General features: G+C 74.3%; 23 protein-coding genes. 16 read left to right on the top strand and 7 right to left on the bottom strand.

Going from position 1 to position 26,489, the window contains the following annotated elements; genetic code table 11:
- Positions 1-79: 79 nt before the first annotated feature.
- Positions 80-361: an Lrp/AsnC family transcriptional regulator gene (locus LZF96_RS25000; protein WP_233876894.1), complete on the bottom strand. Its 282-nt coding sequence runs from the start codon at positions 359-361 to the stop codon at positions 80-82.
- Positions 362-569: 208 nt separating this feature from the next.
- Here LZF96_RS25000 and LZF96_RS24995 point away from each other — a divergent pair, with 208 nt between their 5' ends.
- The 5 genes from LZF96_RS24995 (at position 570) to LZF96_RS24975 (ending at position 7,044) form a co-directional block, all read left to right on the top strand.
- Positions 570-809, top strand: coding sequence for a hypothetical protein (locus tag LZF96_RS24995; RefSeq protein WP_233876892.1), 240 nt, complete (start codon positions 570-572; stop codon positions 807-809).
- 256 nt (positions 810-1,065) lie between these two features.
- Positions 1,066-2,358: an NYN domain-containing protein gene (locus LZF96_RS24990; protein ID WP_233876907.1), complete on the top strand. Its 1,293-nt coding sequence runs from the start codon at positions 1,066-1,068 to the stop codon at positions 2,356-2,358.
- Between the two features lie 761 nt (positions 2,359-3,119).
- The gene (locus LZF96_RS24985; RefSeq protein WP_233876905.1) at positions 3,120-4,232 is read left to right on the top strand and encodes an NlpC/P60 family protein; all 1,113 of its coding nucleotides are present in this window, start codon (positions 3,120-3,122) and stop codon (positions 4,230-4,232) included.
- A gap of 525 nt (positions 4,233-4,757) precedes the next feature.
- Positions 4,758-5,816 carry an NlpC/P60 family protein gene (locus tag LZF96_RS24980; RefSeq protein ID WP_233876890.1) on the top strand — a complete coding sequence of 353 codons (1,059 nt, stop codon included), beginning with the start codon at positions 4,758-4,760 and terminating at the stop codon, positions 5,814-5,816.
- A gap of 76 nt (positions 5,817-5,892) precedes the next feature.
- Positions 5,893-7,044 (top strand): glycosyltransferase family 4 protein, encoded by a 1,152-nt coding sequence (locus LZF96_RS24975; protein ID WP_233876889.1) that lies wholly within the window; start codon positions 5,893-5,895, stop codon positions 7,042-7,044.
- A gap of 444 nt (positions 7,045-7,488) precedes the next feature.
- Here LZF96_RS24975 and LZF96_RS24970 read toward each other — a convergent pair whose 3' ends face one another.
- Complete coding sequence (locus LZF96_RS24970; protein ID WP_233876887.1) at positions 7,489-9,348, bottom strand: long-chain fatty acid--CoA ligase; 1,860 nt, start codon at positions 9,346-9,348, stop codon at positions 7,489-7,491.
- Between the two features lie 425 nt (positions 9,349-9,773).
- Between LZF96_RS24970 and LZF96_RS24965 the strand changes: the two genes are divergently transcribed.
- From LZF96_RS24965 to LZF96_RS24950, 4 genes are all read left to right on the top strand, one after another.
- A complete protein-coding gene (locus tag LZF96_RS24965; protein WP_233876885.1) occupies positions 9,774-10,241 on the top strand; it encodes an SRPBCC family protein in 468 nt (155 codons plus the stop codon).
- Positions 10,242-10,466: 225 nt separating this feature from the next.
- Complete coding sequence (locus LZF96_RS24960) at positions 10,467-10,979, top strand: DUF5304 family protein (RefSeq protein WP_233876883.1); 513 nt, start codon at positions 10,467-10,469, stop codon at positions 10,977-10,979.
- 75 nt (positions 10,980-11,054) lie between these two features.
- The gene (locus LZF96_RS24955; RefSeq protein WP_233876881.1) at positions 11,055-11,996 is read left to right on the top strand and encodes an ROK family glucokinase; all 942 of its coding nucleotides are present in this window, start codon (positions 11,055-11,057) and stop codon (positions 11,994-11,996) included.
- Positions 11,997-12,099: 103 nt separating this feature from the next.
- Positions 12,100-12,921: an endonuclease/exonuclease/phosphatase family protein gene (locus LZF96_RS24950; protein ID WP_233876879.1), complete on the top strand. Its 822-nt coding sequence runs from the start codon at positions 12,100-12,102 to the stop codon at positions 12,919-12,921.
- A 92-nt stretch (positions 12,922-13,013) separates the two neighbouring features.
- On the opposite strand, the gene LZF96_RS24945 is transcribed toward LZF96_RS24950, so the two are convergent.
- Positions 13,014-13,760 (bottom strand): hypothetical protein, encoded by a 747-nt coding sequence (locus tag LZF96_RS24945; RefSeq protein ID WP_233876877.1) that lies wholly within the window; start codon positions 13,758-13,760, stop codon positions 13,014-13,016.
- Positions 13,747-14,520: a carboxylesterase gene (locus tag LZF96_RS24940; protein ID WP_233876875.1), complete on the bottom strand. Its 774-nt coding sequence runs from the start codon at positions 14,518-14,520 to the stop codon at positions 13,747-13,749. The genes LZF96_RS24945 and LZF96_RS24940 overlap by 14 nt, the downstream gene beginning before the upstream one ends.
- Before the next feature lie 284 nt (positions 14,521-14,804).
- Between LZF96_RS24940 and LZF96_RS24935 the strand changes: the two genes are divergently transcribed.
- The 4 genes from LZF96_RS24935 (at position 14,805) to LZF96_RS24920 (ending at position 19,099) form a co-directional block, all read left to right on the top strand.
- Entirely contained in the window at positions 14,805-15,611 is an 807-nt protein-coding gene (locus tag LZF96_RS24935) for a 1-acyl-sn-glycerol-3-phosphate acyltransferase (protein ID WP_233876903.1), read from the top strand.
- A gap of 166 nt (positions 15,612-15,777) precedes the next feature.
- Positions 15,778-16,956 (top strand): MacS family sensor histidine kinase, encoded by a 1,179-nt coding sequence (gene macS, locus LZF96_RS24930; RefSeq protein WP_233876873.1) that lies wholly within the window; start codon positions 15,778-15,780, stop codon positions 16,954-16,956.
- A gap of 149 nt (positions 16,957-17,105) precedes the next feature.
- Complete coding sequence (locus LZF96_RS24925) at positions 17,106-17,918, top strand: response regulator transcription factor (RefSeq protein ID WP_233876901.1); 813 nt, start codon at positions 17,106-17,108, stop codon at positions 17,916-17,918.
- Between the two features lie 164 nt (positions 17,919-18,082).
- On the top strand, positions 18,083-19,099 hold the full coding sequence (locus LZF96_RS24920) for a 2-hydroxyacid dehydrogenase (protein WP_233876871.1): 1,017 nt from the start codon (positions 18,083-18,085) through the stop codon (positions 19,097-19,099).
- 25 nt (positions 19,100-19,124) lie between these two features.
- Here the strand turns inward: LZF96_RS24920 and LZF96_RS24915 are convergent, their stop codons facing one another.
- Complete coding sequence (locus tag LZF96_RS24915; RefSeq protein ID WP_374203329.1) at positions 19,125-21,236, bottom strand: anthranilate synthase family protein; 2,112 nt, start codon at positions 21,234-21,236, stop codon at positions 19,125-19,127.
- Between the two features lie 355 nt (positions 21,237-21,591).
- Between LZF96_RS24915 and LZF96_RS24910 the strand changes: the two genes are divergently transcribed.
- Together LZF96_RS24910 and LZF96_RS24905 are read left to right on the top strand one after the other, a co-directional pair.
- Positions 21,592-22,941 (top strand): class II 3-deoxy-7-phosphoheptulonate synthase, encoded by a 1,350-nt coding sequence (locus LZF96_RS24910; protein ID WP_233876869.1) that lies wholly within the window; start codon positions 21,592-21,594, stop codon positions 22,939-22,941.
- A 198-nt stretch (positions 22,942-23,139) separates the two neighbouring features.
- On the top strand, positions 23,140-23,451 hold the full coding sequence (locus LZF96_RS24905; RefSeq protein ID WP_233876898.1) for a bacterioferritin-associated ferredoxin: 312 nt from the start codon (positions 23,140-23,142) through the stop codon (positions 23,449-23,451).
- A 90-nt stretch (positions 23,452-23,541) separates the two neighbouring features.
- On the opposite strand, the gene bfr is transcribed toward LZF96_RS24905, so the two are convergent.
- Complete coding sequence (gene bfr / locus LZF96_RS24900) at positions 23,542-24,024, bottom strand: bacterioferritin (protein ID WP_233876867.1); 483 nt, start codon at positions 24,022-24,024, stop codon at positions 23,542-23,544.
- A 217-nt stretch (positions 24,025-24,241) separates the two neighbouring features.
- Between bfr and LZF96_RS24895 the strand changes: the two genes are divergently transcribed.
- Positions 24,242-24,904 carry a molybdopterin-dependent oxidoreductase gene (locus LZF96_RS24895; protein WP_233876864.1) on the top strand — a complete coding sequence of 221 codons (663 nt, stop codon included), beginning with the start codon at positions 24,242-24,244 and terminating at the stop codon, positions 24,902-24,904.
- A gap of 260 nt (positions 24,905-25,164) precedes the next feature.
- Here LZF96_RS24895 and LZF96_RS24890 read toward each other — a convergent pair whose 3' ends face one another.
- Positions 25,165-26,235: a deoxyribonuclease IV gene (locus LZF96_RS24890; RefSeq protein WP_374203328.1), complete on the bottom strand. Its 1,071-nt coding sequence runs from the start codon at positions 26,233-26,235 to the stop codon at positions 25,165-25,167.
- Positions 26,236-26,489: the final 254 nt, after the last annotated feature.

Genomic DNA, 26,489 nt, shown 5'->3' with positions numbered 1-26,489 from the left:
GCGTCCCCGGGCGCCCCGCCCGGGGACGCGGGGCGGGGAGGTCGGCACGCCTGGCACGCCGGGCGACCGGGGAAGAACCTCAGGAGTCCAGGCCGATGGCGAAGGCGGCCTCGAGATCATGCCGGGAGTAGGCCCGGAAGGCGATGTGGGTCTCGGTCGAGACCACACCGGGCACCTTGCTGATCCGCCCCGGGATGACTTCGGCCAACCCGTCGTGGTGCGGCACCCGGACCATCGCGATCAGGTCGTGGGCCCCGGTCACCGAGTAGACCTCGCTCACCCCCTCCAGGGCGGCGATCCGTTCGGCGATCTCCGGAATCCGATCCACGTCGGTCTTGATGAGGACGATCGAGGTGATCACTGCACGCGCTCCCCGGGGTATCGGACTGAGAACGCCTCGACTCTAGTCCCGGGTCACGGCGGACGGGGGACCCGCCAGGCCGTAGGGTGACAGGAGGAAGACGACAGGGCGAAGAGCGACCGGGGACGAAGGCGGTGGCGCCGGGTGGCCGGTGGCGCCGCACGGGGTCCTCCCCGAGCCCGGAACGACCAGGGAAGAGGACGGGAAGATGGCGCTCCCCCAGCCGACCGAAGGGACCCGCTGGCGTTGCACGCTGTGCGGCAACCTCACCCGTTTCGACGTCACCCGCAGCAGCCGAGTGGTGGAGTACCTCCACCTCGACCTGGCGGGGGAGTCCCGGGTGGAGGAGCGGGACGTGCTGAGCGAGCGCATCGAGTCGGTGCGCTGCCGGTGGTGCGACGCGGTGGACCAGGTCGAGCTGGTGGACCGGCCCGGCGCGGATTCCTGAGCCGACGGAGGCAGCCGTGTCCGCATCCACGCCGGGGGAGGGGCCGGGAGAACCGGCGGAATCGAGGCACGCCCCCGGGACGACCGAGTCCGGCCCGGTGTCCCCCGACGCGGCCGGCCGGGAGAGGTCCGACGGCGTGCCGCCGGGCGATGGGGGCGTGCCGGGGGCGCCGGCGGAGAAGGGCGAGCCCCTCCCCGACGACACCGGGGACGGTGACGCGGGTGCGAACGCCGATGGCACCGCACCCGCCGGCACACTGCTGCCCGAGCGCGCCCGACACCGGGTGGTCGCCACGGCCGGCGACACCTTCGCCGGCCTCACGCTCAACGAACTCCCCCCTCCGCTGAGGCAGTACGCCCGTTTCACCCCGGCCCGCCGGGTCCGGCTGGGCGCCGCGGCGATCGCGGCCGTGGTGGAGGAGGACACCGTCTTCCGGCACCGCGTCGCCACCCGCTGGCGGGCCGAACACCCGGAGTTGACCGCGGCCCTGGAGGCGGGGGTCGTGCCGCCGGCGGCCGACCCCGTGGAGGTGGCCACCACCGCCTATCTGGTCCGGCCGACCGGTTGGGCCGGGCTGTTGGAGGCCGCCGGTCGGGAGGAGCACCGTCGGGTCGCCGAGCGGGCCGACGAGCAGCGAGACCGCGAACTCGCCCGGCTCCGGGCGGAGGTGGAGCACACGCGAACGGCCGGTCGTGAGGAGACCGAGCGATTGCGCGTCGAGATGGAGACGGCCCGGCGGGAGGGCGACGCCCTGCACCGCAAGGTGCGCAGCGCCCGCAGCGACGTGCGGCGCGGAGAGGCCGAACTGCGCCGGCTGCGTGCCGAGATGGATGCCGAACGTGCCGAACTCCTGGCCGAACAAACCCGGTTGGAGAGCGAGGTGCGCCGCCTGCGCACCCGACTCTCGGAGACCGAGAACGCCCTGGAGGCGAGCCGGCGGGCGGCCCGGGAGGGGCGCAGCCTGGAGGACATGCGGGTCCGGCTGCTCCTGGACACCGTCGTCGAGGCGGCCCGCGGTCTGAGCCGCGAACTGGCCCTGCCGCCGGTGGAGGTGCGGCCGGCCGAGACGGTGGAGGCGATCTCGCCGGACGCGGTCGGACCGGGGGACATCCCGCCGCGGGCCCTGACGGAGAACGATCCGGCCCTGCTGGACCAGTTGTTGGCGCTGCCCCGGGCCCATCTGGTCGTGGACGGCTACAACGTGACCAAGACGGGATACCCGCACCTGCCGCTGGAGAAGCAGCGGCAGCGATTGCTCGGCGGACTGGCGGTGCTCGCCGCCAGGAGCGGGGCGGAGACGACCTGCGTTTTCGACGGGGCGGAGTTGGCGGCCCCGGTGATGCCGACCCCGCCGCGTGGCGTGCGGGTGCTGTTCAGTCCGCCGGAGCAGACGGCCGACGAGCTGATCCGCCGTCTGGTTCGGGCCGAGCCGCCGGGGCGCCCGGTGGTCGTGGTCTCCACCGACCGTGAGGTGGCGGACGGGGTGGCCCGGGCCGGCGCCCGGCCGGTGGCCTCCGCCATGCTGTTGCGCCGCCTGAGCCGGACCTGAACCGGTACCGTCCGCCGGGCCCACCGTGCGGTACCGCACGGTGGGCCCGTTCCCTGTGAACCCGCTCCCCGTGAACCTGTTCCCCGTGTCCTCGGGGAAGCGGTGACGGGACGGGTCGGGCTCCGCCGGCCGTCGAACGGTTCCCGCCCGGAGCCCCGGTCCGATCCGCCTCGGCCCGGCGCTGTTCCGGTACCGGGCAGGCACCGACCCGGCACCGACCCGGCACCGACCCGACCCGAATCCGGTACCGGCCCGGGCCCCGACCATCCCGACGTTCTCCCCGACGTTCCCGACCGTTGGCCCACCGCCGCACCGCGTTCGGTCGCTCCCCATGGCGTGTCGTCCCCCCGCCGTGATAGGGCGTCGGGGACGGCCGGGGGTGTCACGTGCCCCGAAGCGGGGAACACATCGGACAAGGGGGGCGCACAGCGCTTTTTCCCGGGCGCGCGCGACGCGCGGCGCGCGATATTCGTGCCTCCGTTCGGGGGGTGGAGCCCCTCCGGTGATTCATCCCCTTCCGATGCACCCGGGAGGATTCCTCCCGGGCGCACAGTGCCGCCTCGCTCACGGCCGGTGCGCGGTAAGTAAAAAGATTCCTCGGGGATTTGAAACGGATCCATCACGGTCGCTAGGGTCTGGTCGAACCTTCGCGCGGCCGTTCATCCAGCCCGGGTGACCGCGGGGGTACCGCCTGATCCGTGGCAGCAGACGCGGAGCCGGGATCCCCCGGTTGGCGGCTGAGGAAGAAGGAGATCGCCCGCGTGGCGTCCCACCGTCGTCCCAAGCAGCCGAGCCGTGCCCGTGTGACCATATTCGGTGCCACTGCGGCAGCCACCGTCGCGCTCACCTCGCAGAGCGCCTCCGCCGACCCGAACCCCACCAAGAACGAGGTCAAGGAGCGCGTCGACGAGCTCTACGAGCAGGTCACCGAGATCACCGAGGAGTACAACGGCGCCAAGGAGCGCGAGGGCGAGATCAAGGAGCGGGCCGAGGAGCTCCAAGAGGCCGTCGCGCGCGGCCAGGAGGAGCTGAACGAGCTGCGCAACAGCCTCGGTTCGGTCGCCTCCGCCCAGTACCGCAACGGTGGTCTGGCCCCCTCGATGCAGCTGTTCCTCTCCGCCGACCCCGACGGTTACCTCGAGCAGGCCTCCACCCTCGGCCAGGTGACGGCCAAGCAGGCCGAGGCGCTGCGGACCATCGAGACCAAGCAGCGCACCCTCGCCCAGCAGCGTGCCGAGGCCGGCGAGCAGCTGGAGGAGCTCGAGAGCACCCGCGAGGAGATCAAGGGCAAGAAGGACAAGATCCAGGGCAAGCTGACGGAGGCCCAGACCCTCCTCAACCGCCTCACCGAGGAAGAGCGTCGTCAGCTGGCCGAGGCCGAGGCCGCGGAGCAGGCCCGCGCCGCCGAGGCCGCCGCGCGTGCCACCCGCACCGAGGACCGCACCGACCTCGGCGGCTCCGGGAGCGGCTCAGGAACCGCCACCGCCACCACGCAGACCGCCCCCCCCACGACCGCCGGGGGCTCGGGCCGCGCGCAGACCGCGCTGTCGATGGCCCAGAGCAAGATCGGCTCCCCGTACGTGTACGGTTCGGCCGGTCCGAGCACCTTCGACTGCTCCGGCCTCACCTCCTGGGCCTACGCCCAGGCCGGCATCTCCCTGCCACGCACCTCGCAGGCGCAGGCCAACGCCGGCACCCGGGTGTCCCAGAGCGAACTGCAGCCGGGCGACCTGGTGTTCTACTACAGCGGCATCAGTCACGTCGGCATGTACGTCGGCAACGGCCAGATCGTGCACGCCCCGCGGCCGGGCTCCTCGGTGCACTACGCCGGGGTCAACTCGATGCCGTTCATGTTCGGTGTGCGCGTCGCCTGAGCGTCGGGCCCCGACCGGTCGAACAACCGACGGGCCATCGGTGAGCGATCCCCGCTCCGCCCCCGCGACCCCCTCGGGTCCCGGGGGCGGAGCGCTGTCCGGGCACCGATGGGCCGGGCTCTCCGCCGATCGGGTCCGCCGCCTCCGTCGAATCACCATCAACATCGGTCTGCCCGGCTTCGGGAGTCGGCTGTTCGCCGGGTCGTGATCGGTGGGATCGCGATCGCTCGGCGGGGATCTCGTCGCGGTCCCGGTCCCGCGTGTCCTCCGTGCGGGTGATTCCCCGACCCGCCGTCCCCCTCGGGGCCCGGCCCCACCCGCCCCTCGGATCACCCCCGTGACCTGCGTATCCCCATCTCCCTGGACGGCTCCACCGCCCCGATGACACGCGGGAGGGTCGTTCCCCCGGCCTCCGGGCGCCGCTAGATTCTGCTCCCCCCGGGGCCCATCGGTGGGTCCCCGCCCGAGGGAGCGCGTTCCGCAGTGGCATCGCATCGACGGCCGGCGCCCGTCCGGGGACGGGCCGTGCCCTCCCGCCTGGGTCGCGCGGTGGCCCTCTCCGCGGCCCTCTCCGCGACGACGGGCGCCCTGGCCGTCCTCGGCTCCGCACCGGTGGCGGCGGCCCCCGGAACCGGCGACGCCGTCGACGGCGATGGCACCGGCCCCTCGTCCACCGACACCGCCGGTGCGCGCGCCCTGCTCGACGACACGGTCGTGGAGGCGGGGAGGGCGGTGGAGGAGTACAACCGGGTCTCCGAGCGGGTGGGAGAACTCACGACCGAGGTGGAACGCCTGCGCGACCGCCTGGCCCGTGACCGGGAGCAGGTCAACCGCAAGCGGGAGGCCCTCGGCGGCATCGCCGGGGCGCAGTACCGCTCGGGTGGGATGGACCCCTCGTTGGCCCTCCTGCTCTCCCCGGACCCCGACGCCTACCTCGTCGGCGCGGCGGCGCTGGAGCGCCTCTCCGGCCGTCAGGCGGAGGAACTGCGCGAGCTGCGCCGGTTGTTGCGCGGCATGGAGCAGCGTCGTGAGGAGACCGTCGAGGCGGTGGAGGAACTCGAGGAGCGGCGTACCGAGCTGGCCCGACGCAAGCAGGAGGTACAGCGCAAACTCGCAGGCGCCCGGAGTCGACTGGAGCGCCTGGCGGCGGAGGAGGAGGAAGGGCGGGAGCGCGCCTCGCGCACGGGGGAGCGGGGCGATCCCGGCGGCCCGGTCTCGGAGACGACCGCGCCGGTGAGCGGTCGCGCCGCCTCGGCGGTGGTCGCCGCCCGGAACGCGGTGGGCCGACCGTACGTGTGGGGTGCCAACGGCCCTCACGGCTTCGACTGTTCCGGCCTCACCCAGTGGGCCTGGGCGCAGGCGGGCGCCTCGCTGCCGCGCACCTCGCAGGCCCAGGCCGGCGCCGGGCGGCGGGTGGACGCGGCGAGCATCCAACCCGGCGACGTGGTGGTCTACCGTCCGGACGCCGGGCACGTCGGGTTGTACGTCGGCGGGGGCCGGGTGGTGCACGCCCCCTATCCCGGTGCGAACGTGCGCGAGGATCCGCTGGGCATGATGCCGATCTCCGCCGTCGTCCGTCCCTGAGCCCCGCCCGCGCCCGGGCACACCCCGCCGTGCCCGGCGGCACGGCGGGACGGAGGGGCGGATAGGCTCGTCGGCGATGCACAGGACGCTGATCGTCACCAATGACTTCCCGCCCCGCCCCGGCGGCATCCAGTCCTTCCTGCACAGCCTGGCGCTGCGGCTGGACCCGGGACGGGTGGTCGTCTACACCTCGACCTGGAAGCGGGACGCCGAAGGGCGGGCCGCCTGCGCCGCCTTCGACGCGGAGCAGCCCTTCCCCGTGGTGCGCGACCGGGCGGTGATGCTGCTGCCCACCCCCCGCGTCACCCGTCGGGCCTGCGCGCTGCTGCGCGAACACGACTGTTCCTCGGTGTGGTTCGGGGCCGCCGCGCCGCTGGGCCTGATGGCACCCGCGCTGCGGCGGGCCGGTGCCCGGAGGCTGGTGGCCACCACCCACGGCCACGAGGCGGGCTGGGCCCAACTGCCGGTGGCCCGCGCCCTGCTGCGTCGCATCGGTGATTCGACCGACACGGTGACGCACCTGGGGGAGTACACCCGCTCCCGGATCGCCCGGGCGCTGAGCCCGGCGGCGGCCGCGCGGATGACGCAGCTCCCGCCCGGGGTGGACGAGAAGCTCTTCCACCCGGGGTCCGGCGGAGCGGGGGTTCGCGCGGCCCTGGGTCTGACCGGCCGGCCGGTGGTCGTCTGCGTCTCCCGCCTGGTGCCCCGTAAGGGACAGGACACCCTGATCCGGGCGATGCCCCGGATCCTGCGGGCCCACCCCGACACGGTGCTGCTGATCGTCGGTGACGGCCCCTACCGGCGGGACCTGGAGCGGCTCGCGGAACGCCACGGGGTGACGGCCGCCGTCCGGTTCACCGGCCCGGTCCCGGCGGCGGAGCTGCCGGCCCACCACGGCGCCGGGGACGTCTTCGCGATGCCCTGCCGCACGCGGCGCGGCGGGCTGGACGTGGAGGGCCTGGGCATCGTCTACCTGGAGGCATCGTCCACCGGCCTGCCGGTGGTCTCCGGTGACTCCGGCGGCGCCCCGGACGCGGTGCTGGACGGGGAGACGGGGTGGATCGTGGGCGCCGGCGCCCCGGACGCCGCGGAGCGCACCGCCGAGCGCGTCGTAGCGCTCCTCGACGACCCCGAACTGCGCCGTCGGATGGGCGAGCGGGGCCGGGCCTGGGTGGAGGAGCGGTGGCGGTGGGACCTGATCGCGGAGCGGTTGCGCGGCCTGCTGTGAGCCGGGTGGTGCGGGTGGGACGCCGTGAGCGGGACCCGTGCCACCCGCGGGCGGCCCCCGTACGGTCGCCTCCCGCCCGCCGGGGCCGACCGGCGCCACCGGCTCCCGGCTCCCGATCATCGGCCACCGACTCCCGGTGACGGCTTTCGACCACCGGCCACCGGGGCTTGGTCCCCGGCCCGGCTCGCGATCATCCGTTCCCGGTCGTCCGCGGCCGTTTCCGGCCATCGGGGCCCGGGCCGGTGCCCCCGGTTCGGTTCCCGGTCACCGGCCGCCGATCACGGGCCCGGATCCCGGCCACCGGGGCCCGGTGGCATCACCGGCCATCGGCTTCCGGCCACCGGGCACCTGTCGCCGAGGGTTCGACGCCCGGCCATCGGCCGCCGGTGCCCGGGGCGCGGTCGCCGATCGCCCCGGTCCGGCGCCCGGTCCGGCGCCCGCCGCTCAGGAGCGGTACAGGGCCTCGATCTCGTCGGCGAAGTCCCGCGCCACCACGTGCCGCTTGAGCTTCATCGAGGGCGTCAGGTGGCCGGACTCCTCGGAGAAGCGGTGTTCCAGCACATGGAACCTGCGCACCGATTCCGCGCGGGAGACCGCGGCGTTGCCCTGGTCCACGGCCCCCTGGAGTTCCGCCCGCAGCGTCGGGTGCGCCAGGAGTTCGGCCTCGGACAGTTCCCCCAGCCCCTGCTCGGCGGCCCAGCGGGGCAGGAACTCCTCGTCCACGGTGATCAGTGCCGCCACGAACGGGCGCCTGTCACCCACCACGATGCACTCGGCGACCAGGGCGTGGGCGCGGATCCGGTCCTCGATCACGGCGGGGGCGACGTTCTTGCCGCCGGCGGTCACCAGGATCTCCTTCTTGCGGCCGGTCAGCCGCAGGTAGCCGTCCGCGTCCAGCTCACCGAGGTCACCGGTGCGGTACCAGCCGTCGACCATCGCCTCGGCGGTGGCGGCGTCGTTGTTCCAGTAGCCCCGGAACAGGTGTGGGCCGCGCAGCAGCACCTCGCCGTCCTCGGCGATCCGCACCGAGGTGCCCGGCAGCGGTCGGCCGACGGTGCCGATCCGGGGCGCGTCGAGGGGGTTGACGGCGGTCGGCGCGCAGGTCTCGGTCAGCCCGTAGCCCTCCAACACGGTGAAGCCGATGCCCCGGTAGAAGTGCCCCAGTCGGTCTCCGAGCGCGGCGCCGCCGGAAATGGCGTGCGTGGCCCGGCCGCCCAGCACGGCCCGCAGTTTGCGGTACACCAGGCGGTCGAAGAGGGCGTGCCGCAGTCGTAGGCCCGGACCGGGGCGGCGGGCGGTCTCCCGGGCCCGGCTGTGGGCGATGGCGGTCGCGGCGGCGGCGTCGAAGATCCGCCCCTTCCCGGCCTCCCGGGCCTTCGCCCGGGCGGAGTTGTAGACCTTCTCGAAGACCCGCGGCACGCCCAGCACGATGGTGGGCCGGAAGGAGGCCAGCTCGTCGGTGAGGGTCTTCACGTCGGGGGCGTGGCCGAGCCTGATCGGGGCGATCACCGCCACCACCTGCACGAGGCGGGCGAAGACGTGGGCCAGCGGCAGGAAGAGCAGCACCGAGCTCTCGCCGGTGCGGAAGAGCGGCTCGAGGACCTGGACCACGCCCCGGGCGTCGGCGAGGAAGGCGCCGTGGGTCAGCACGCACCCCTTGGGGCGCCCGGTGGTGCCGGAGGTGTAGATGATGGTGGCGGGGGTGTCCGGCCCGACGGTCTCCAGGGCGTGGTCCAGGACGGCGTCCTCGACGCCCTCGCCGGCGCGGACCAGCGCCTCGACGGCGGGTGGTTCGGGGGTGTCCCCGGTGGCCCCCGTCCCCTGCCCGGCGGCGGGCTCCAGGGTCCAGTGCCGGCGCAGGTCCGGCAGGCGGTCGCGGACGGACTCCACCAGCGCGCGATGCCCGGCGTTCTCGGTGACGACACCGGTGGCGCCGGAGTCGGCGAGTATCCACGCCGTCTGCTCGGCCGAGCTGGTCTCGTAGATCGGCACCGGCACGGCGCCGGTGTACCAGAGGGCGAAGTCCAGGAGGGTCCACTCGTAGCGGGTCCTGGACATCAGGGCCACCCGGTCGCCGGGGCGGACCCCGGAGGCGATCAGCCCCTTGGCCACCGCGCGGACCTCGGCGCGGAAGGCGGAGGCCGTGACGTCCTCCCACGCGCCGTCCTCGCGCTTGCGGGCGACCACGGCCTCATGGGGGTGCCGGGCGGCGTTGGCATCGATCAGGCCCGGCAGGCCGTTCCCGTCCGGCACCTCGCGCAGGGCGGGACCACCGGACTCGCGCGAGGCGGGGGACTGGGACACGAACGCTCCTCGAACACGCCGGAGGGCCGTCATGGTCCGGCCCCGGTCGGCTGCGGTCACCGGGTGGGTCCCGGGAACACCGGGGTCGCCTGGACGTTACCCGTCGGTATGTCCTCGGTACCAGGGAACTCGCCCGGATGTTCGCCGTGTCACATTCCGGAAGCCGACCGCAGCCCGACCCGGGGCGGTATCGACGCCCGGGTCGCCGGCCCGTCTCCCGACGACCCCGGGCCGGTACCTCGCCCGCACCCCGAATGTCCCCTCCCCGATGTTCCCGGCTCCCCGGGAGTCGCCCCGGGGTCGTTCCGGCGCGGTAGCCTTCCCACGGCGCCGTGCGGGCCCCGAACGGGGGCGCGCGGTCGACAGGGCCGGCACCGGTCCGGCACAGGGGCAGTACGGACAGCAGCAGCCGAGGAGCCGCGCCGATGGCGGAGGAGCACACCAGGTCCAGCATCACGATCGAGGCGACGCCCGATGTCGTGATGGCCGTCATCGCCGACTTCGCCCGGTATCCGGATTGGACCGGTGAGGTCAAGGAGGCGGAGATCCTCACGACCGACGAGCGCGGCCGGCCCGTCGAGGTGCGACTGCTCCTCGACGCCGGCGCCATCCGCGACGAGCACACCCTGGCGTACGAGTGGATCGGCGCCCTGGAGGTGCGCTGGTCCCTGGTCAGGTCGAAGATGCTCCGCGCACTGGAGGGTGCCTACCGCCTCGTGCCGCTGGAGGGCGGTCGTCGCACCGAGGTCACCTACCGGCTCACCGTCGACGTGAAGATGCCGATGCTCGGCACCATCAAGCGCAAGGCGGAGAAGGTCATCATCGACCGTGCCCTGGAAGGGCTGCGCAAGCGGGTGGAGGGGGACGCCGGAGGGGGGAGCGCCCCGGGCTGACGCCCGGCGCCGTTCCCGGCCCGCGACCACCCGTACCCCGCGACCACCCGTATCCCGCGACCGCTCCGCCCGGGGCGGCGGCGCCGGAATCGTCCGGACCTCGGACGCGACGGCGTCTGCCGGCCGTCGCCCCGCTCCGGTACCGTCGGGAGACGGTGGGCCACCCCGGCCGTCGGTCGAACCGGGCGCCCCCACACACCCGTTCCCGGCCGCAGGAGACCCGCCATGAGCGACGCCCACGGGGCGGACCGGCCCGAGGCCGGCCCTCCGCCCGGCACCCCTTCCCCGGGGTCTCCCGACGCGTGGGCCGCCGCCTGCGCCGAGGACCTGGCCCGGGAGCGGGCCAGGCATCGTGCCCGCTCCGGTCCGCTGCCCGGCGAGGGTGCGGAACAGATGAAGCGGATCGCCGATCTGTTCACCGACGGGCTGAGCCGGTTCGGCGGCGACGCCGCCCGGGTGGCGCGCGGCGCCCGCTTCGCCCTGGACCCGGTGATCGAGCGCAACGGTCCGGCCCTGGACCATCTCGCGCGGGCCGGTGGGGAATTGGCGGCGGCCCTGCGCGGCTTCCTCGACCCCGGCCCCTCCGTGAACACCCCGCCACGTGCCGATGACACCCGCCCGACCGGCCCGGGAACGGGCACCGAACCCGCCCCGGACGCCCCCGGGGCCGGCCGGGGCACCGGGGAGGACGGGGACCCGCCCCCGCCGGAGGCCGGTCGCCCCGACGACCAGGGGTGATCGGGGGCCGACGCCCGAACGCCGCTCCGGTACCGTGTTCCGCAGCGGGGATCCACCGACACCACTGAGGGACACATGGGACTGACCATCGGGGTCGACATCGGCGGCACGAAGATCGCGGCCGGTGTGGTCGACGAATCGGGCACCATCCTCGAAACCAGCACCGTGCCGACCCCGCCGACCCCGGAGGGCGTCGTCGACGCCATCGCCGCCGCGGTCCGCACGGTCGGCGCCGGCGCGTCGGCGGAGGCGGTGGGTATCGGCGCCGCGGGCTACGTGGACGACAAGCGGGCCACGGTGCTCTTCGCCCCCAACATCAAGTGGCGCCACGAGGCGTTGAAGGACAAGATCGAGCAGCGCGTCGAGCTGCCCGTGGTGGTGGAGAACGACGCCAACGCCGCGGCCTGGGGCGAGTACCGCTTCGGCGCCGGCCGGGGGCACGACGACGTCGTGTGCATCACCCTGGGCACCGGCCTGGGCGGCGGGATCATCCTCGGCGGCCGACTGCACCGGGGCCGTTTCGGCGTCGCCGGCGAGTTCGGCCACATCCGTATGGTGCCCGACGGCCTGCTGTGCGGCTGCGGCAGCCAGGGCTGCTGGGAGCAGTACGCCTCCGGGCGAGCTTTGGTGCGCTACGCCCGGCAGCGCGCGGCGGCCGACCCCGAGCGCGCCGAGGCCCTGCTCGGGCTGGGCGACGGCACTCCGGAGGGCATCGAGGGCAAGCACATCAGCGAGGCCGCCCGGGCCGGCGACCCGGTCGCGGTCGACTCCTTCCGTGAACTGGCCCGCTGGGCGGGTGCCGGACTGGCCGACCTGGCCTCGCTCTTCGATCCCTCCGCCTTCATCGTCGGCGGCGGTGTCTCCGACGAGGGCGACCTGGTGCTGGAGCCGATCCGCAAGTCCTACCGGCGCTGGCTGGTCGGCGCCCGCTACCGGCCGCACGCCCAGGTGGTGGCGGCCCGCCTCGGCGGGCGCGCGGGCCTGGTGGGCGCCGCCGACCTGGCGCGTCAGGGCTGATCCCCGGGCCGCTCCCGACCCGGGAGCGGCGGCGACGATCGGGCGGTGGGGGTGTCCCCGCCGCCCGACGGCGTTCCCGGACGGTCGCGGATACCGTGGCCCGATGACGACCGACGAAGCGCCGGCCCCCGGTGGCCCGGACGACACCGCCGACCCGGACGACACCCGGATCGGCGTACGACTGGTGACCTGGAACGTGCGCGGACTGCGGGACGACCGGACGGCCCTGATCCGGGTCCTGCGGGCGCTCGACCCCGACGTGCTCTGCCTCCAGGAGATGCCGCGTTTCCTCGGCTGGCGCCGGCACGCCGCCCGGCTCGCCGGGGCGGCCGATCTCCGCCATGTGGTGGGCGGCGCGCCCACCTGCGGCACCGCCGTGATGGTCGGTCATCGGGTCCGGGTGGACGGCGCCGACGCGGTGCCCCTGCCGCACCACCCGGGGCTGCACCGCCGGATCGCGGCCCGGGCACGGCTGCGGGTCGACACCGCGCCGTTGACCGTGATCAGTTGTCATCTCGGCCTGGACGGCCGGGAGCGCCGCGCCCACTTCCGGCCGCTCCTCGTGGCGGCCGCGCCGGGCCCCGTCGTCATCGCCGGTGATCTGAACGAGCGGCCCTCCGGCCCCGTCTTCCGACGGTTCGCGGAGGTGTTCCGGGACGCGGGGGCGGAGTCTCCGGCCGGTCCCGGTCCGGCCGGCGGCGCGACCTTCCCGGCCCGGGCGCCCGATCGCCGCATCGACGCGGTGCTCTGCGATCCGACGGTGGGGATCGAGGGCTGCGGAACACCGGACCCGACCCGGGACGGGCGGGCGCCGGATCCGGAGGACCTGCGGCGCGCCTCGGATCACCTGCCGGTCCTGGCGCTGCTACGGGTGCCGTCGTCCCCCCGGGGGCCCCGCCGGACCGCGGCGGCCGCCCCCTCGTGATCGGCGCGGTCGGGCCATCGCGCCGTTGCCGGGGCCGAGGCGGATCCGGTTCATTCCCGCTCCGGCCGTTCCGACTCTCGTGATCGGCGCGGTCAGACCACCGCGCCGTTGCCGGGGCCGATCCAGTCGTCCTCGTCCCGGCCGTCCCGCATCCGCATCACCAGGGTGGCGAACCCGCCGAGGAACCCACCGACGCCCAGGGTGACGACCCACCAGCTCATCGTCAGGCCGAACACGGCGCTCAGGATCAGCAACAGCGGACCACCGATCACCGCCACCCAGGCGAACCGGGTCGTCGGGTCGGTCTCCGGGAGCGGGGGCGGTTCCGGGGGCACGAAATGGCCCTCGCCCTCCTCCTCCATCGGCGCCCAGTCCCGGGGGCCGGGGCCGTCCCACGGGCGCTTGTCGGGGTCCTCGCCGGGGGCGCCGGAGGGCAGTCCGGACCCCGGGGCGCCGGCCAGCCAGTCGGCGGCCCGGTTCACCACCGGCGCGCCGGTGGGGGCCTTCCCACCGGCCCGGTCGGTCGCCTCGGTCGAGCCGTCGGTGTCCTCACCCCCGGGCCCGGGAGCTCCCGCGGTCCCGGTGACCCCGGCGTCCGCGACACCGTCCCGGCCGTCCCGGTCGGCTCCGCCGTTCACGTCGCCGGGATCGCGCTCGGCGGCCGGCGACTTCGTCACCGGCCCGTCACCGACCCCGCCCCCGGGCCGACCCTCGCCGGTGGCGGTGCTCCCGGTCCGTCCCGCGGGCTCCTCGTCCCAGCCCGCGACGATGGCCGCCCATGCGGCCTCCTCGTCGATCGGTTCGCGGTCCTCGCCGCGATCCCTGTCACGCTCCGTCACGTGCCGGCTTCCTCGTCGTCAGGCGGGTGATGAACGCATCCGTCTCCTGAAAGATACGCGGCGCGTCGTGATCCAGCGTCGCGACGTGGAAACTCCGCTCCAGGAAGAGCTCGGTGACATCGGTCGAGGACACCCCGCCGAGGACGAGGGCGGCGTCGGTCGGGGGGACCACGTGGTCGCGTCGGCTGCGCATCACCAACAGCGGCTGGGTGACCCGGGGCAGTTCGCCGCGCGCCAGGGTCAGCAGGTTCCGCAGCGCCAGCGCCGAGTGCAGGGAAACCCGGTCGTAGCCGATCTCCTCGCCGCCCTCGCGCGCGATGTCACCGGCGACCCCCGGCACGCTGGGCACGAGGTGCCGCAGCACGGGCAGGGTGTGACCCTTCCCCCGGGGGAAGGTCATCGCGGGATTGACCACGGCCACCCCCGCCACCGCCTCGCCGTGTCGGGCCGCCAGGCGCAGGGCGAGCGTGCCCCCCATCGACAGCCCGCAGACGAAAACCCGTTCGCAGCGGTCGCCCAGCAGGCGCAGTTCCCGATCCACCGTGGCGTACCAGTCCTGCCATCCGGTGGGACGAAGGTCCTCCCACCGGGTTCCGTGCCCCGGAAGCAGGGGCAGGGAGACGGTATGGCCCGCCTCGGCCAGGTGCTCGGCCCACGGCCGCATCGACTGCGGCGATCCCGTGAAACCGTGACACAGCAGGATGCCGACGGAGGAGGTCCCCTCGTGCTGGAAGGGCTCGGCACCGGGCAGCAACTGCATGGGCACTCCGATCGATGTCCGATGGACCGTGGGGCACCCGCCCCGTCGCCGGGGGCGGTGGTATCGCAGGCTACGGGATCCGGGGGCCGCCGGCACCGGCGCCTCGGCGGGGGTCGGGCGGCGCCGGATCCGCCCCGCCACCCTACGCGCGCGTCACGTCACCGGAAAGTCCGTTCCCGGGCACCCGTCCCGGGTTCGTTCCGCTCCGGCCGCCCGGCGAACCCCCGGGCGGGCGATTTCCCCGTTAAGGTCGTCCCGGCAGCGCACAGGAGGTTCCGGGGTTGTTGTACGGCGTCATGAAGGTATCGGTGGGGGCGGGTCTCAAGGCGACCTTCCGCCCCTGGGTGGAGGGCCTCGAGCATGTGCCCGCGAAGGGTCCCGCGATCCTGGCCAGCAACCACCTCTCGTTCTCGGACTCTTTCTTCCTTCCGGTGGTGTTGGACCGCAAGGTGACCTTCATCGCGAAGGCGGAGTACTTCAACACCCCCGGTGTGAAGGGGCGGTTGACCGCCGCCTTCTTCAAGGGGGTGGGCCAGTTGCCGGTGGATCGCTCGGGCGCGCGCGGCGCCGGGGAGGCGGCCATCCGCAGCGGGGTGGAGGTGATCGAGCGCGGTGAACTGTTCGGGATCTATCCCGAGGGCACCCGCTCGCCCGACGGCCGGCTGTACCGGGGGAAGCCCGGCGGCCTCGCCCGGGTGGCGCTGATCACCGGAGCCCCGGTGATCCCGGTGGCGATGATCAACACCGAGAAGATCCAGCCGCCCGGCAAGGTGATGCCCAAACTGATGCGGCCGGGCATCCGGATCGGCGCCCCGTTGGACTTCGGCCGGTACCAGGGGATGGAGGGCGACCGCTTCATCCTGCGGTCGGTGACCGACGAGGTCATGTACGCCATCATGAAGCTCTCCGGCCAGGAGTACGTGGACATGTACGCCACCGCCGCCAAACGGCTCATCGCCGAGGAGACGAAGCGGCAGGCGGAGGTCGAGAAGTCGGAGCGGGCGGAGCGGCGCGCCTGGGAGCGGGCCGAACAGGACCGATTGGAACAGGACCGGCAGGAGCGGCGCCGCGAGGAACGCGCCGGCGGCTGACGGCGACCACCGGGGCGCGGGCGGGGTCGGGGCGGGACCCCGGAGCGCCCCCCGGCGGTCCGGAGTGGAGCGGGGGAGACCGATGGTCGTCACGGCACCGGAACCGGCACGGGCGCGACCGTCCCCGTCCGGAGGGTCCGGGGGTACCGGTCCGACGACCGGCGGGATGTCGGTGGAGCGCCCACTGTGGCGCGCCCTGGCCGGTTACCGTGTATTGACCCTGTGCTACGCCGTCGGTCTGTTCGCGCTCTCCGCGCCGGACCTGGGCCGTCCCTGGATCGGCGTGGGCTACCTCCTGGTGCTCGCCGGGTGGACCGTCGCCACCCTGCCCCGGGTCGGGTCCGCGAGCCGCTGCACCCCCGGTTTCCTCGCCGCCGACATGACGGTGGCGGTCTCCGGGATCCTGCTCACCCTCCTCGCAGACCCGGAACGCGCGGTCAACCCCACCCTGCCGTCCATCTGGGTCGCGGGGTCGGTGCTGGCCTTCGCGATCAGGGGCGGCTGGCGATGGGCCGCCGCCGCGTCCGCCCTGGTGGGCGTCGCCAACCTGATCGAGAACGGTGGCTTCTCGCGCAGTACCGTGCACAACGTGCTGCTGGTCTCGGTCGCCGCCGTGGCGATCGGCTACGTGGTGGAGGTGGCCCGGGCCAGCGAGCGGACCCTGGCCCGGGCGCTGCGCATCGAGGCCGCCGGCCGGGAGCGCGAACGACTGGCCCGCGACATCCACGACGGCGTACTCCAGGTGCTGGCGATGGTGCGCCGCCGCGGCGACGAACTCGGCGGGGAGGCGGCCGAGCTGGGACGCCTGGCCGGGGAGCAGGAGGTCGCCCTGCGAGCCCTGATCACCGGTGCCCCGCCGCTCGACCCGGTGGCGGACCCCGGCCCCGGTCCGGGACGATCGGGCGTGGTTCCGGGGGGCGATCCGGACCCCGGGGCCCGGGCGGACCTGCGGGCCCTGCTGGCCGCCCGGGCGCGGGACCGGGTCACCTTCGCGGGCCCCGCCGGCGCGGTGCTCCTGCCGGTGGCCGCGGCCCGTGAGGTGGACGCCGCGGTGGCGGCGGCCCTGGACAACGTCGAACGGCACGCGGTCGGGCCGGACGGCACGCCGGCCCGGGCCTGGGTGTTGCTGGAGGACGAGGGGGAGACGGTGCTGGTCACGGTCCGGGACGAGGGGCCGGGCATCCCGCCGGGCCGACTGGAGGCGGCGGCCCGCGAGGGGCGCCTGGGGGTCTCGCACTCGATCCGGGGTCGGCTGCGCGAGTTGGGCGGGGAGGCCCGGTGGGAGTCGGTGCCCGGCGAGGGCACCGAGGTGGAGATGACGGTACCGAGGGGAACGGACGCATGACGGGAGACGGGCCGCGCCCGGTCGGCGCCGGCGGCGGACACGACACCGGGCACACCGGGAACGCCGAAAATGCCGGGAACGCCGGGCACACCGTAATCGGTGACGAGAGCGGGTGCGACGAGGGGGGCGGGGGCGCCCCGGTCACGGTCATGGTCGTCGACGACCACCCCATGTGGCGGGACGCCGTCGCCCGTGACCTGGAGGGTGCCGGCTTCCGGGTGGTGGCCACCGCCGGGGACGGGCGGCAGGCACTCGCCCGCGCCCGGGCCACCCGTCCGGATGTCCTGGTGCTCGACCTCAACCTCCCCGGCCTGCCCGGTGCCGAGGTCTGCCGCCGACTGGCGGGCCGTTCGGCGGCGAGTCCGGACGAACCGGCCCCCCGGGTCCTGGTCCTGTCCGCCAGCGGGGAACAGGAGGACGTACTGGAGGCGGTGAAGGCCGGGGCCACCGGTTACCTGGTCAAGTCCGCCGGCGCGGAGGAACTGGTGGCGGCGGTGCGTCGCACGGCGGCGGGGGAGCCGGTCTTCACCCCCGGACTGGCGGGGCTCGTGCTCGGGGAGTTCCGCCGCCTCGCGACGGGGGACGGCGCGGTCCCGGACCCCCGACGCCCGGCCGGGACCGCGGGGACGACGTCCCGCCCCGGCGCCGGGGTCCCCCGGCTGACGGCCCGCGAGACCGAGGTGCTGCGTCTGGTGGCCAAGGGGTTGACGTACCGCCGGATAGCCGACCGGTTGGTGATCTCCCACCGCACGGTCCAGAATCACGTACAGAACACCCTGGGCAAGCTCCAGTTGCACAACCGGGTGGAGTTGGTGCGCTACGCCATCGAGCAGGGTCTGGACGACGAACCGTCGGCCGGTCCCGGTTCCGACCCGGGGCGCGACCCCGACCACCCCGGGAACGACGTCGGGAAGCCCGGCGACGCGTCGGCACGGGGCGGGCGGTTCCGCCGCGGCGACTGAGCGCGCCCGCCGTGCGCGGCGCCCGACACGCACCCCGCGCGCCCGTCACCACGGAACACGCATCACGCATCACGCATCACGCATCACGCACGGAGACACGACCGGAATCGGACGATCGACCGCGGCGCGGCCGACGATCGACGGGAAACAGGAGGCGCACCACCGTGACCATCCTCGCCTTCGGCGTTCAGGCGGATGAGCGACCGCTGCTGGAACGGGCTTTCGGGGAGCGCCCCGTGCACGCCCTGGACGTCTTCCTCAACGCCGACACCGCCCCCATCGCGGCGGGCCACGAGATCATCACGGTCAGCGTCAACGCGGACCTGGGTGCCGATGTGCTGGAGACCCTCGCGGCCGGGGGCACCCGGATGATCGCCCAACGCGCCACCGGCTTCAACAACATCGACCTGGCCGCCGCCGCCCGACTGGGCCTGACCGTCGGCCGGGTGTCGTACTACTCGCCCCACTCGGTCGCCGAGTTCGCCTGGACACTGGCCATGGCCGTCAACCGCCGGGTGGTGCGCGCGGCCCGCCGCACCCGGGAGTTCGACTTCCGACTCGACGGCCTGTTGGGTCGCGACATGCACGGCGCCACGGCCGGGGTCATCGGGACGGGGAAGATCGGCGGCGCCTTCGCCCGGATCGCCGCCGGCTTCGGGATGCGCCTGCTGGGCTGGGACGTCGCCCGCGACCCCGGCTGCGAGGAGCTGGGAATGGAGTACGTCGAGCTGCCCCGGCTGCTCGCCGAGGCGGACCTCATCAGCCTGCACGTTCCGCTGCTGCCGGAGACCCACCACCTGATCGACCGGGAGGCGCTGCGCGCCATGCGGGACGACGCGATCCTGGTGAACTCCAGCCGCGGGGGTCTGGTGGACACCGACGCGCTCGTCGACGAACTGCGACGCGGCCGGTTCACCGGCGTCGGCCTGGACGTCTACGAGGCGGAGGCCGGGCTGTTCTTCATGGACAAGTCGCTGGAGGTCGTCGCCGACGACACCCTGGCCCGCCTGATGACCTTCGGGAACGTGCTGGTCACCTCGCACCAGGCGTATTACACCCGGGAGGCGGTGGGGCAGATCCTGGAGACGACCGTCCGCAACGTCGAGGACTACCTCGCCGGTCGGACCAACGAGAACACCCTGGTCGCCCCCGGCCTTCCCGCACCGGTCGTGGACGGGTAACCGGGCGCGGGGCGGTGGTCCCGCTTCAGACGGGACGCGGTTCCCCGGCGCCGGTGGGGGGCCGGTGACCGGTGGGCGGGGGCACCGCCGCCTCCAGCAGGGAGCGCACGACGCGCGGACCGTTGAGGGTCAGCACCGACTCGGGGTGGAACTGCACCCCGGCGAAGCCCGGTCCGCGCAGCGCGTGCACCTCGCCGGTCCGGGCGTCCCGGGCGACCGCCACCCCGTGCAGCGCCAGCTCGCCCAGCGCCTCGTCGTCGCACCGCGCGGTGTAGGAGTTGTAGAACCCCACCGTCTCCGGGACGCCGAACAGGTCGATCCGCTCCTGGGCACCCTGGAAGGGTTGTGCCTTGCGGACGACCCCGAGCCCCAGTTCGGCGGCGATCAGCTCGTGTCCCAGGCACACCCCGAGCAGACCGCCCCGGTGGTCGCGGATCAGGTCGGCGGCCAGACCGCGCAGCAGCGCGATCCGGGGATCGCGCGGGTCACCGGGGTCACCGGGCCCGGGGCCCAGGACCACCGGGCCGTCGTGGCCGAGCGCGGCCTCCCGCAGCCCGGGGGAGTCGAAGCGGTGGACGGTCACCGTCAGCCCCACCGCCCGCAGCAGGTGGGCGAGCATCGAGGTGAAGGTGTCCTCGCCGTCCACCACCAGCGCGTGGCCGCGATCCGCCCGCCGGCCGGGGCCCGGCTGCATCTTCAACCAGAACGGCGCCAGGTCGGCCCGGCGGGCCGCCAGCGCGGCCTGTACCCGGGGCACATCCGCCAGGCGGGGCGCCCCGGCCGGGTGGGGTGCCTCCCGTCGGTCGGGGCCGCGCCCCGATCCGCCGCCGATCGCCGGCGCGCTCCGTACCCCCAGCGCGGTCAACACGGCACCGGCCTTGGCGTGTGTCTCGGCCACCTCGCCGACCGGGTCGGAGTCGCGCACCAGGGTCGCGCCCACCGGCAGGGCCAGCCGACCGTCCGGGGCGATGTCCAGGGTGCGGATCAGGATGGGGGAGTCCAGGCACTGCGCGCCCGCCCGGTCGTGGCCCAGCAGCGCCAGCGCGCCGGCGTAGTAGCCCCGGCCGCCCCGCTCGTGCCGCTTGATCACCCGGCAGGCGTTCTCCACCGGGGAGCCGGTGACGGTGGCCGCGAACATGGTCTCCCGCAGCACGTCCCGCACGTCCGCGCCGGTCCGTCCGCGCAGCTCGTACTCGGTGTGCGCGAGGTGCGACATCTCCTTCAGCCGGGGGCCGACCACCACCCCGCCCCGGTCGCCGACCGTGCACATCATCTTCAGTTCCTCGTCCACCACCATGGACAGTTCCTCGCTCTCCTTGCGGTCGGCGAGGAACTCCAGCAGGCCCTCCACGTCGGGTCCCTGTGGCGGGTAGCGGTAGGTGCCGCTGATCGGGTTCATCACCACGGTGCCGCCGGCCATCCGCACGTGCACCTCCGGGCTCGCGCCCACCAGCGTGCGGTCCCCGGTGTGCACCAGGAAGGTCCAGTAGGCGCCCCGCTCACCGGTCAGCAACCGGCGGAAGAGCACCAGGGCGTCGGCGACCCGGAAACCCGTGCGTCCCTCCGGCGCCGGGACGTCCGCGTCCCGCCCGGCGGGGGCGGTGGGCCCGGGTACCGGGGCCAGGGTTCCCCGGAAGGTGCGGCGAACGACGAAGTTCGCCCCCTGACCGGCGCCGATCTCCTCGCGGAGCACACGGTCCACGATCCGCGCGTACTCCTCGTCCCCGAGGTCGAAGCCGGCGTCCCGCACCCGCACGTCGTGGGTGGGCAGGGCCGCCGTCACTTCCCCGAGGGGCACCTCGGCGCGTTCCTCCGGAACCATGGCGATCAGTGGGGTGCCGTCGTCGGTGACCTCGAAGCCCCGCTCGCGGATCTGTCGGAAGGGCAGCAGCGCCAGTACCCCGGCGCCCCCCGCGGCCGGGTCCCCCACCGGGAGTTCGGCCAGCAGTTCGGGCCGCAGGACGGGGCCGGTCAGCACCTCCACCCGGTTTCCCGCGCGCCCGGGGGTCCGTCGGTACAGCAGGGCGAAGGGCGGGCAGTCCTCCCGGTGGGAGGCGGCGATCAACCGGTCGAGAAGCGACCGCCGCTCCGATCGGCCGGTGGGGGCGGGACGGGCGTCGGCGGGGAGAGGTGGCACGGGGTGTCCTTCCGGATCGGGGGAGGGACGCCCGGGACCGGTCTCCGCGAAAACGCGAGAGGCCGCCCGCGGGCGGCCTCTCGCGTCGTGGTGTGCGCGCGTGTCAGTGGGCCGCCGGGGGAGCGGTCCACCACCAAAAAAGCTTCGTCTGTGCGTGCACACGAGCACCCTAGCCCCTTCGCCCCACCGCGCACAGCCCCGTGCCGGATACGGCCGGTTACCGTCGGGTTGTCTTCCGGTTACCGGGGAGGACACCCCGGTCGCGCCCGGCCGGCCCGCCCGGGCGACGGAAGGTCGCGTCTCACCCATCGGGCGCGGGACCGGGCACGCCGGCGCGACCCCGTAACCTGGCGGTGTGACCGTGAACGCTGAGAGCAGCACATCGACCGCCTCCTGGCGCGACCTCCCCGCGGCGCAGCAGCCCGAGTACCCGGATTCCGAGGCCCTGCGCGAGGTGACCGCGGACCTCGCCGGGTATCCGCCCCTCGTCTTCGCCGGCGAGTGCGACCAACTGCGCGACCGGCTGGGAGCCGTCGCCCGGGGCGAGGCGTTCCTGCTGCAGGGCGGCGACTGCGCCGAGGCATTCGACCAGGTGAGCGCGGAGCACATCCGCGCCAAGCTCAAGACGCTGTTGCAGATGAGCGCGGTGCTCACCTACGCCGCCGCCGTGCCGGTGGTCAAGGTCGGCCGCATCGCGGGTCAGTACTCCAAGCCGCGTTCGAAGGCGACGGAGATCCGCGACGGGGTGGAGCTGCCCTCCTACCGGGGCGATTCGGTCAACGCCCCGGCCTTCACCACCGAGGCCCGCACCCCGGACCCGGAGCGGCTGCGCCGCATGTACCACTCCTCGGCGGCGACGCTGAACCTGGTGCGCGGCTTCACCACCGGTGGCTACGCCGACCTGCGCCAGGTGCACGCCTGGAACCAGGACTTCGTGCGCAACTCCGCCTCCGGACAGCGGTACGAGGCCCTGGCCCGGGAGATCGACCGCGCGCTGAACTTCATGAAGGCCTGTGGCGCGGATCCGGCCGAGTTCCACTCGGTGGAGTTCTACGCCTCGCACGAGGCACTGCTGCTGGACTACGAGGCGGCGCTCACCCGGGTGGACTCGCGCACCGGCAGTCTGTACGACGTCTCCGGGCACATGATCTGGATCGGCGAGCGCACCCGGCAGCTGGGCGGCGCCCACGTCGAGTTCGCCTCCCGGGTGCGCAACCCGATCGGCGTCAAGCTGGGCCCGACCACCACCCCGGAGGAGGCCCTGGCGTACATCGACCGCCTGGACCCCGACCGCGAGCCGGGCCGGCTCACCTTCATCACCCGGTACGGTGCGGGGAAGATCCGCGACCTGCTGCCGGAGCTGGTGGAGAAGGTCACCGCCTCCGGGGCGCGGCCGGTGTGGGTCTGCGACCCGATGCACGGCAACACCTTCGAGGCCGCCTCGGGACACAAGACCCGACGCTTCGACGATGTCCTGGACGAGGTCAAGGGCTTCTTCGAGGTGCACAAGGCGCTGGGCACCCACCCGGGTGGCATCCACGTGGAGCTGACCGGTGACGACGTCACCGAGTGCGTGGGCGGCGGCGACGAGATCTTCGTCGATGACCTGCACCAGCGCTACGAGACGGCCTGTGACCCCCGGCTGAACCGGAGCCAGTCGCTGGACCTGGCCTTCCTGGTCGCGGAGATGTACCGCGACCAGTGAGCCGGCCGGCGGTTTCGACCGCACACGCGCCCGGGGCGCGGATCATGTGATCCGCGCCCCGGGCGCTTTTTCGTCGCCTCCGGTTCCCCCGGCGGCGACGGAGTGGGTAAGGTAAGGTTTACCTCACCACCGGAGCCCACGGGGTTCCGGAGTCCCGCCGTACAGCCGGTCCCCGGCCCTACCCCCCGCGAGGTGGCGGTGTTCGTCTGCTCGTGTTTCGGAGTCACCGAACAGCAGGTCCGCGATCACGCGGCGGCCGGTGCGTGCACCCCTCGACAGATCGCCTCGGCGAGCGGTGCCGGCACCGACTGCGGCTCGTGCGTGCGACGCATCCAGGGCATCCTGGGACGCGGTTGTCCGCGCCGGGAGGGCTCCGTCGGTGGTGCCGTCGCGGCCGTGGTGTCGGGTCCCCCGACCGGGGCGCGGGTCGCCGCCGGCCCGTCGCCGGAATCGGTGATTCCCGGCCTGCCCGCCGCTCCGCCGGCCCGCCCGCTGCCGGTCGCGGCCTGACGCCGCCGGTCGCGCGGCCCCGGGGCGGCCTGTCGGCCACCCCGGATTGACCCGCCCCGGACTCACCCCGTCGGATCGATCCGCGTCGCCTCAGGCCTCCGCGGGCTGCTCGATCTGCTGGGCGAGGTAGAGCGGCTCGCCGAGCTTCTCGATCAGCTCCAGTTGTGTGTCGAGGTAGTCGATGTGGTGCTCCTCGTCCGCGAGGATCGACTCGAAGATGTTGGCCGAGGTGATGTCGCCCTTGGCGCGCATCACCTCGATGCCCCGGCGCAGGCGGTCGATGGCCTCCACCTCGACCTCCCGGTCGGCCCGGAACATCTCGGTCACCGTCTGGCCCACCCGGACATGGAAGAGCCGCTGGTAGTTGGGCAGCGCGTCCAGGAAGAGGATCCGGTCGGTGAGCACCTCGGCGTGCTTCATCTCGTCGAAGGACTCGGCGCGGGTGTACTTGGCCAGCTTGGTCCAGCCGTTGTTCTCCTGCATCTTCGCGTGCAGGAAGTACTGGTTGATCGCCGTCAGTTCGGCGGTCAACTGCTCGTTGAGGAATTCGATGACCTCGGGGTCGCCCTGCATGACGGAGCGCTCCTTCCGGAAGCGAGGGGGGTTCTCCGGCCTGTTCGCGCATCCTGACACCCGGTGGCGATCGCGTCCAGTAAGCAAAGCCTTACCGAAACAGTGATGATCTCGCATTATTTCGGGCGCTTTTCGAGCAATTTCCATGGCCGTGGTGACACGCAGTCGCGATTCGCCGATTTTCTCCCCAGGTGCCGTCCCGTGCCACCATGGAGCCATGGAAGGACCCGTGGAAGGCCCCCCGGAAGAATCCGGGGAGACGTCCGGGGCGCGGCCGGGGGAGCGGGGCGGGGAGTCCCTGCCGCCGGGGCAGCGCCTTGCCCGGGGCTGGCCGACCACCCACTACGGCCCCGTCCCCCGCTTCCGGCCCGAGCGCTGGCAGTTCCGGGTCTTCGGCGCCACGGCCGACGGCCGGAGGCGGGAGTGGGACCACGACGGGTTCACCGAGCTGCCCCACCACACGGTCACGGCCGGTCTGGACTGCGTGACCCGCTTCAGCGTCCCGCCCTGCGAGTGGGGCGGGGTGGCGGCCCGCACGCTGCTGGAGCTGGCGCCCCCCGCGCCGGAGGCCGGGTACGTCATGGTGTGGGCCGAGTACGGCTACGGGGCCAACCTCCGGATGTCCGACTTCGCCGGGGAGCGCACCCTCTTCGCCACCCACCGCGAGGGGGATCCGATCACCGTCGAGCACGGCTTCCCGGTGCGCCTGATCGTGCCCGGCCTCTACGCCTGGAAGGGCCCCAAGTGGGTGCGCGGTGTGGAGTACATGACCGAGGACCGGCGCGGTTTCTGGGAAGAACGCGGCTACCACAACCGGGGTGAGGTGTGGCGCGAACAGCGCTACTCGCACCAGGAGGACCCCGGCGACGGCCCGGGGTGACGGAATCCGGGGTCCGTCCCGGCCTCTGGTCCGGTCCCCGGTACATCGGCTCACCGGTCCGGTCGCCCGGCGGCCCGTTCCGACGGTGACCGCTCCGGCCCCCGTCCGCGCCCGCACGGCCGATCGGCGATCGCTCCGGGCGGTTCGCCCCGACTCGGTGCCGACTCCCGTCCACGCCCGCTCGCGGACCGGGGCCCGGGACCCACCGGCCCGGTCGGCGGCTTGTTCCGTGAGCACCGTCCCGGCCCGGCGGAGGCCGATCAGGCGGGCGTCTCCTCCTCCGCCGGACGTGGCTTCGCGGCGCGTCCGGAGGTCCGACGCGGCGGATGGTCCTCCCTCGGCACCGGCGCGGGCATCCGTCCCGCGCGCATCCCGCGCAGCCGTGCCACGTCCCCGGCGTGCCCCTCCGGCCCCCCGGGGGTCTCGATGACCAGCGGCACCCCGGCCGTCGCCGGGTGGGCCAGCAGCTCGGCGAAGGCGGGGTCGCCGATGTGGCCGCGTCCGATCCGGGCGTGCCGGTCCCGGCGGGACCCGCGCGGGGCGGCGGAGTCGTTGGCGTGGATCAATCGCAACCGCCCCGGCCCCACCGCCTCCTCCAGCGCGGTGAGCAGTCGATCGACGCCGCCGGGTCGGTCCAGGTCGTGGCCGGCGGCGAAGACGTGGCAGGTGTCCAGGCACACGCCCACCCGGGGGTGGTGGTCCAGCGCCGCCAGGTAGGGCCCGAGCTCCTCCACCAGCGAGCAGACCGAGGCGCCCTGCCCGGCGGTGGGCTCCAGCAGCAGCATCGGACCGTCCGGACCGCCGGGGTCCTCCTCCAGCAGGGGCAGCAGGCGTTCGCGCACGGCGGCGAGCCCGGTAGCCCGGTCGCGTCCGCCGGTGGCGGAACCGGTGTGCACCACGACCCCGAGGGCCCCGATGTCGGCGCCCCGCCGGAGCGAGTGCCGCAGCGAGACCACAGACCGCTCGGCGGTCTCCGCGCCGTGCGAGGCCGGGTTGATCAGGTAGGGGGCGTGCACGAAGACCGACAGGCCCTCGGCGGCGCAACCGGCGCGGAACTCCTCGTCCTGCGCGGGGTCACCGGGCGGGGTCGCCCAGCCGCGCGGGTTGGCGAGGAACACCTGCGCCGTCTCGGCGCCCATCCGCCGCGCGTACGCCAGCCCGGTGCGGGCCAGGCCGCCGGCCACCGGGACGTGACCGCCCAGCGGATTGCGGCGGCGGGCGGGGTCCCCGGGGTCGGCGGGCCGGGCGTCCTCCGGCGGGAAGGGAACGACCGGGGGTTCGGCGTCGGCATCGGGCGGCGCGGGGCTGTCCGGGGAGTCGTGCGGGCTCACGGGCTCCACCCTGCCGGCCCCGGCGCCCCGGTCCGCCATCGGGGTCGGTGGGTTTCCGGTCGCATCGAGGCGCGGATCCCGAACGTGATGTGGGGGCGTGGTTCGCGGGGAGTCACATGACACGGGGTGTGGGAGGGGAGGTCCCGGGTCCGGAATCCGCGAACCCCGGGAGGGGAGACCGGAGCGGGGGCCATGGACACCGGAACGGGCGGATGCCGACGGGGGCCGATCCGGACGTGAAGAACGTCCGGATC

Source organism: Streptomyces sp. ST2-7A (assembly GCF_021390475.1).
Taxonomy (GTDB): Bacteria; Actinomycetota; Actinomycetes; order Streptomycetales; family Streptomycetaceae; genus Streptomyces.
The sequence above is the reverse complement of the archived record's forward strand: the minus strand, read 5'-3'. Positions and strand labels throughout refer to the sequence as shown.

Excerpts from the sequence above, each read along its gene's own strand:
- LZF96_RS24995 (WP_233876892.1), top strand. The coding sequence starts at position 570 with ATGGCGCTCCCCCAGCCGACCGAAGGGACCCGCTGGCGTTGCACGCTG.
- LZF96_RS24950 (WP_233876879.1), top strand. The coding sequence starts at position 12,100 with ATGACGACCGACGAAGCGCCGGCCCCCGGTGGCCCGGACGACACCGCC.
- LZF96_RS24975 (WP_233876889.1), top strand. The coding sequence starts at position 5,893 with ATGCACAGGACGCTGATCGTCACCAATGACTTCCCGCCCCGCCCCGGC.
- LZF96_RS24925 (WP_233876901.1), top strand. The coding sequence starts at position 17,106 with ATGGTCGTCGACGACCACCCCATGTGGCGGGACGCCGTCGCCCGTGAC.
- LZF96_RS24955 (WP_233876881.1), top strand. The coding sequence starts at position 11,055 with ATGGGACTGACCATCGGGGTCGACATCGGCGGCACGAAGATCGCGGCC.
- bfr (WP_233876867.1), bottom strand. The coding sequence starts at position 24,024 with ATGCAGGGCGACCCCGAGGTCATCGAATTCCTCAACGAGCAGTTGACC.
- LZF96_RS24960 (WP_233876883.1), top strand. The coding sequence starts at position 10,467 with ATGAGCGACGCCCACGGGGCGGACCGGCCCGAGGCCGGCCCTCCGCCC.
- LZF96_RS24940 (WP_233876875.1), bottom strand. The coding sequence starts at position 14,520 with ATGCAGTTGCTGCCCGGTGCCGAGCCCTTCCAGCACGAGGGGACCTCC.
- macS (WP_233876873.1), top strand. The coding sequence starts at position 15,778 with ATGTCGGTGGAGCGCCCACTGTGGCGCGCCCTGGCCGGTTACCGTGTA.
- LZF96_RS24895 (WP_233876864.1), top strand. The coding sequence starts at position 24,242 with ATGGAAGGACCCGTGGAAGGCCCCCCGGAAGAATCCGGGGAGACGTCC.
- LZF96_RS24965 (WP_233876885.1), top strand. The coding sequence starts at position 9,774 with ATGGCGGAGGAGCACACCAGGTCCAGCATCACGATCGAGGCGACGCCC.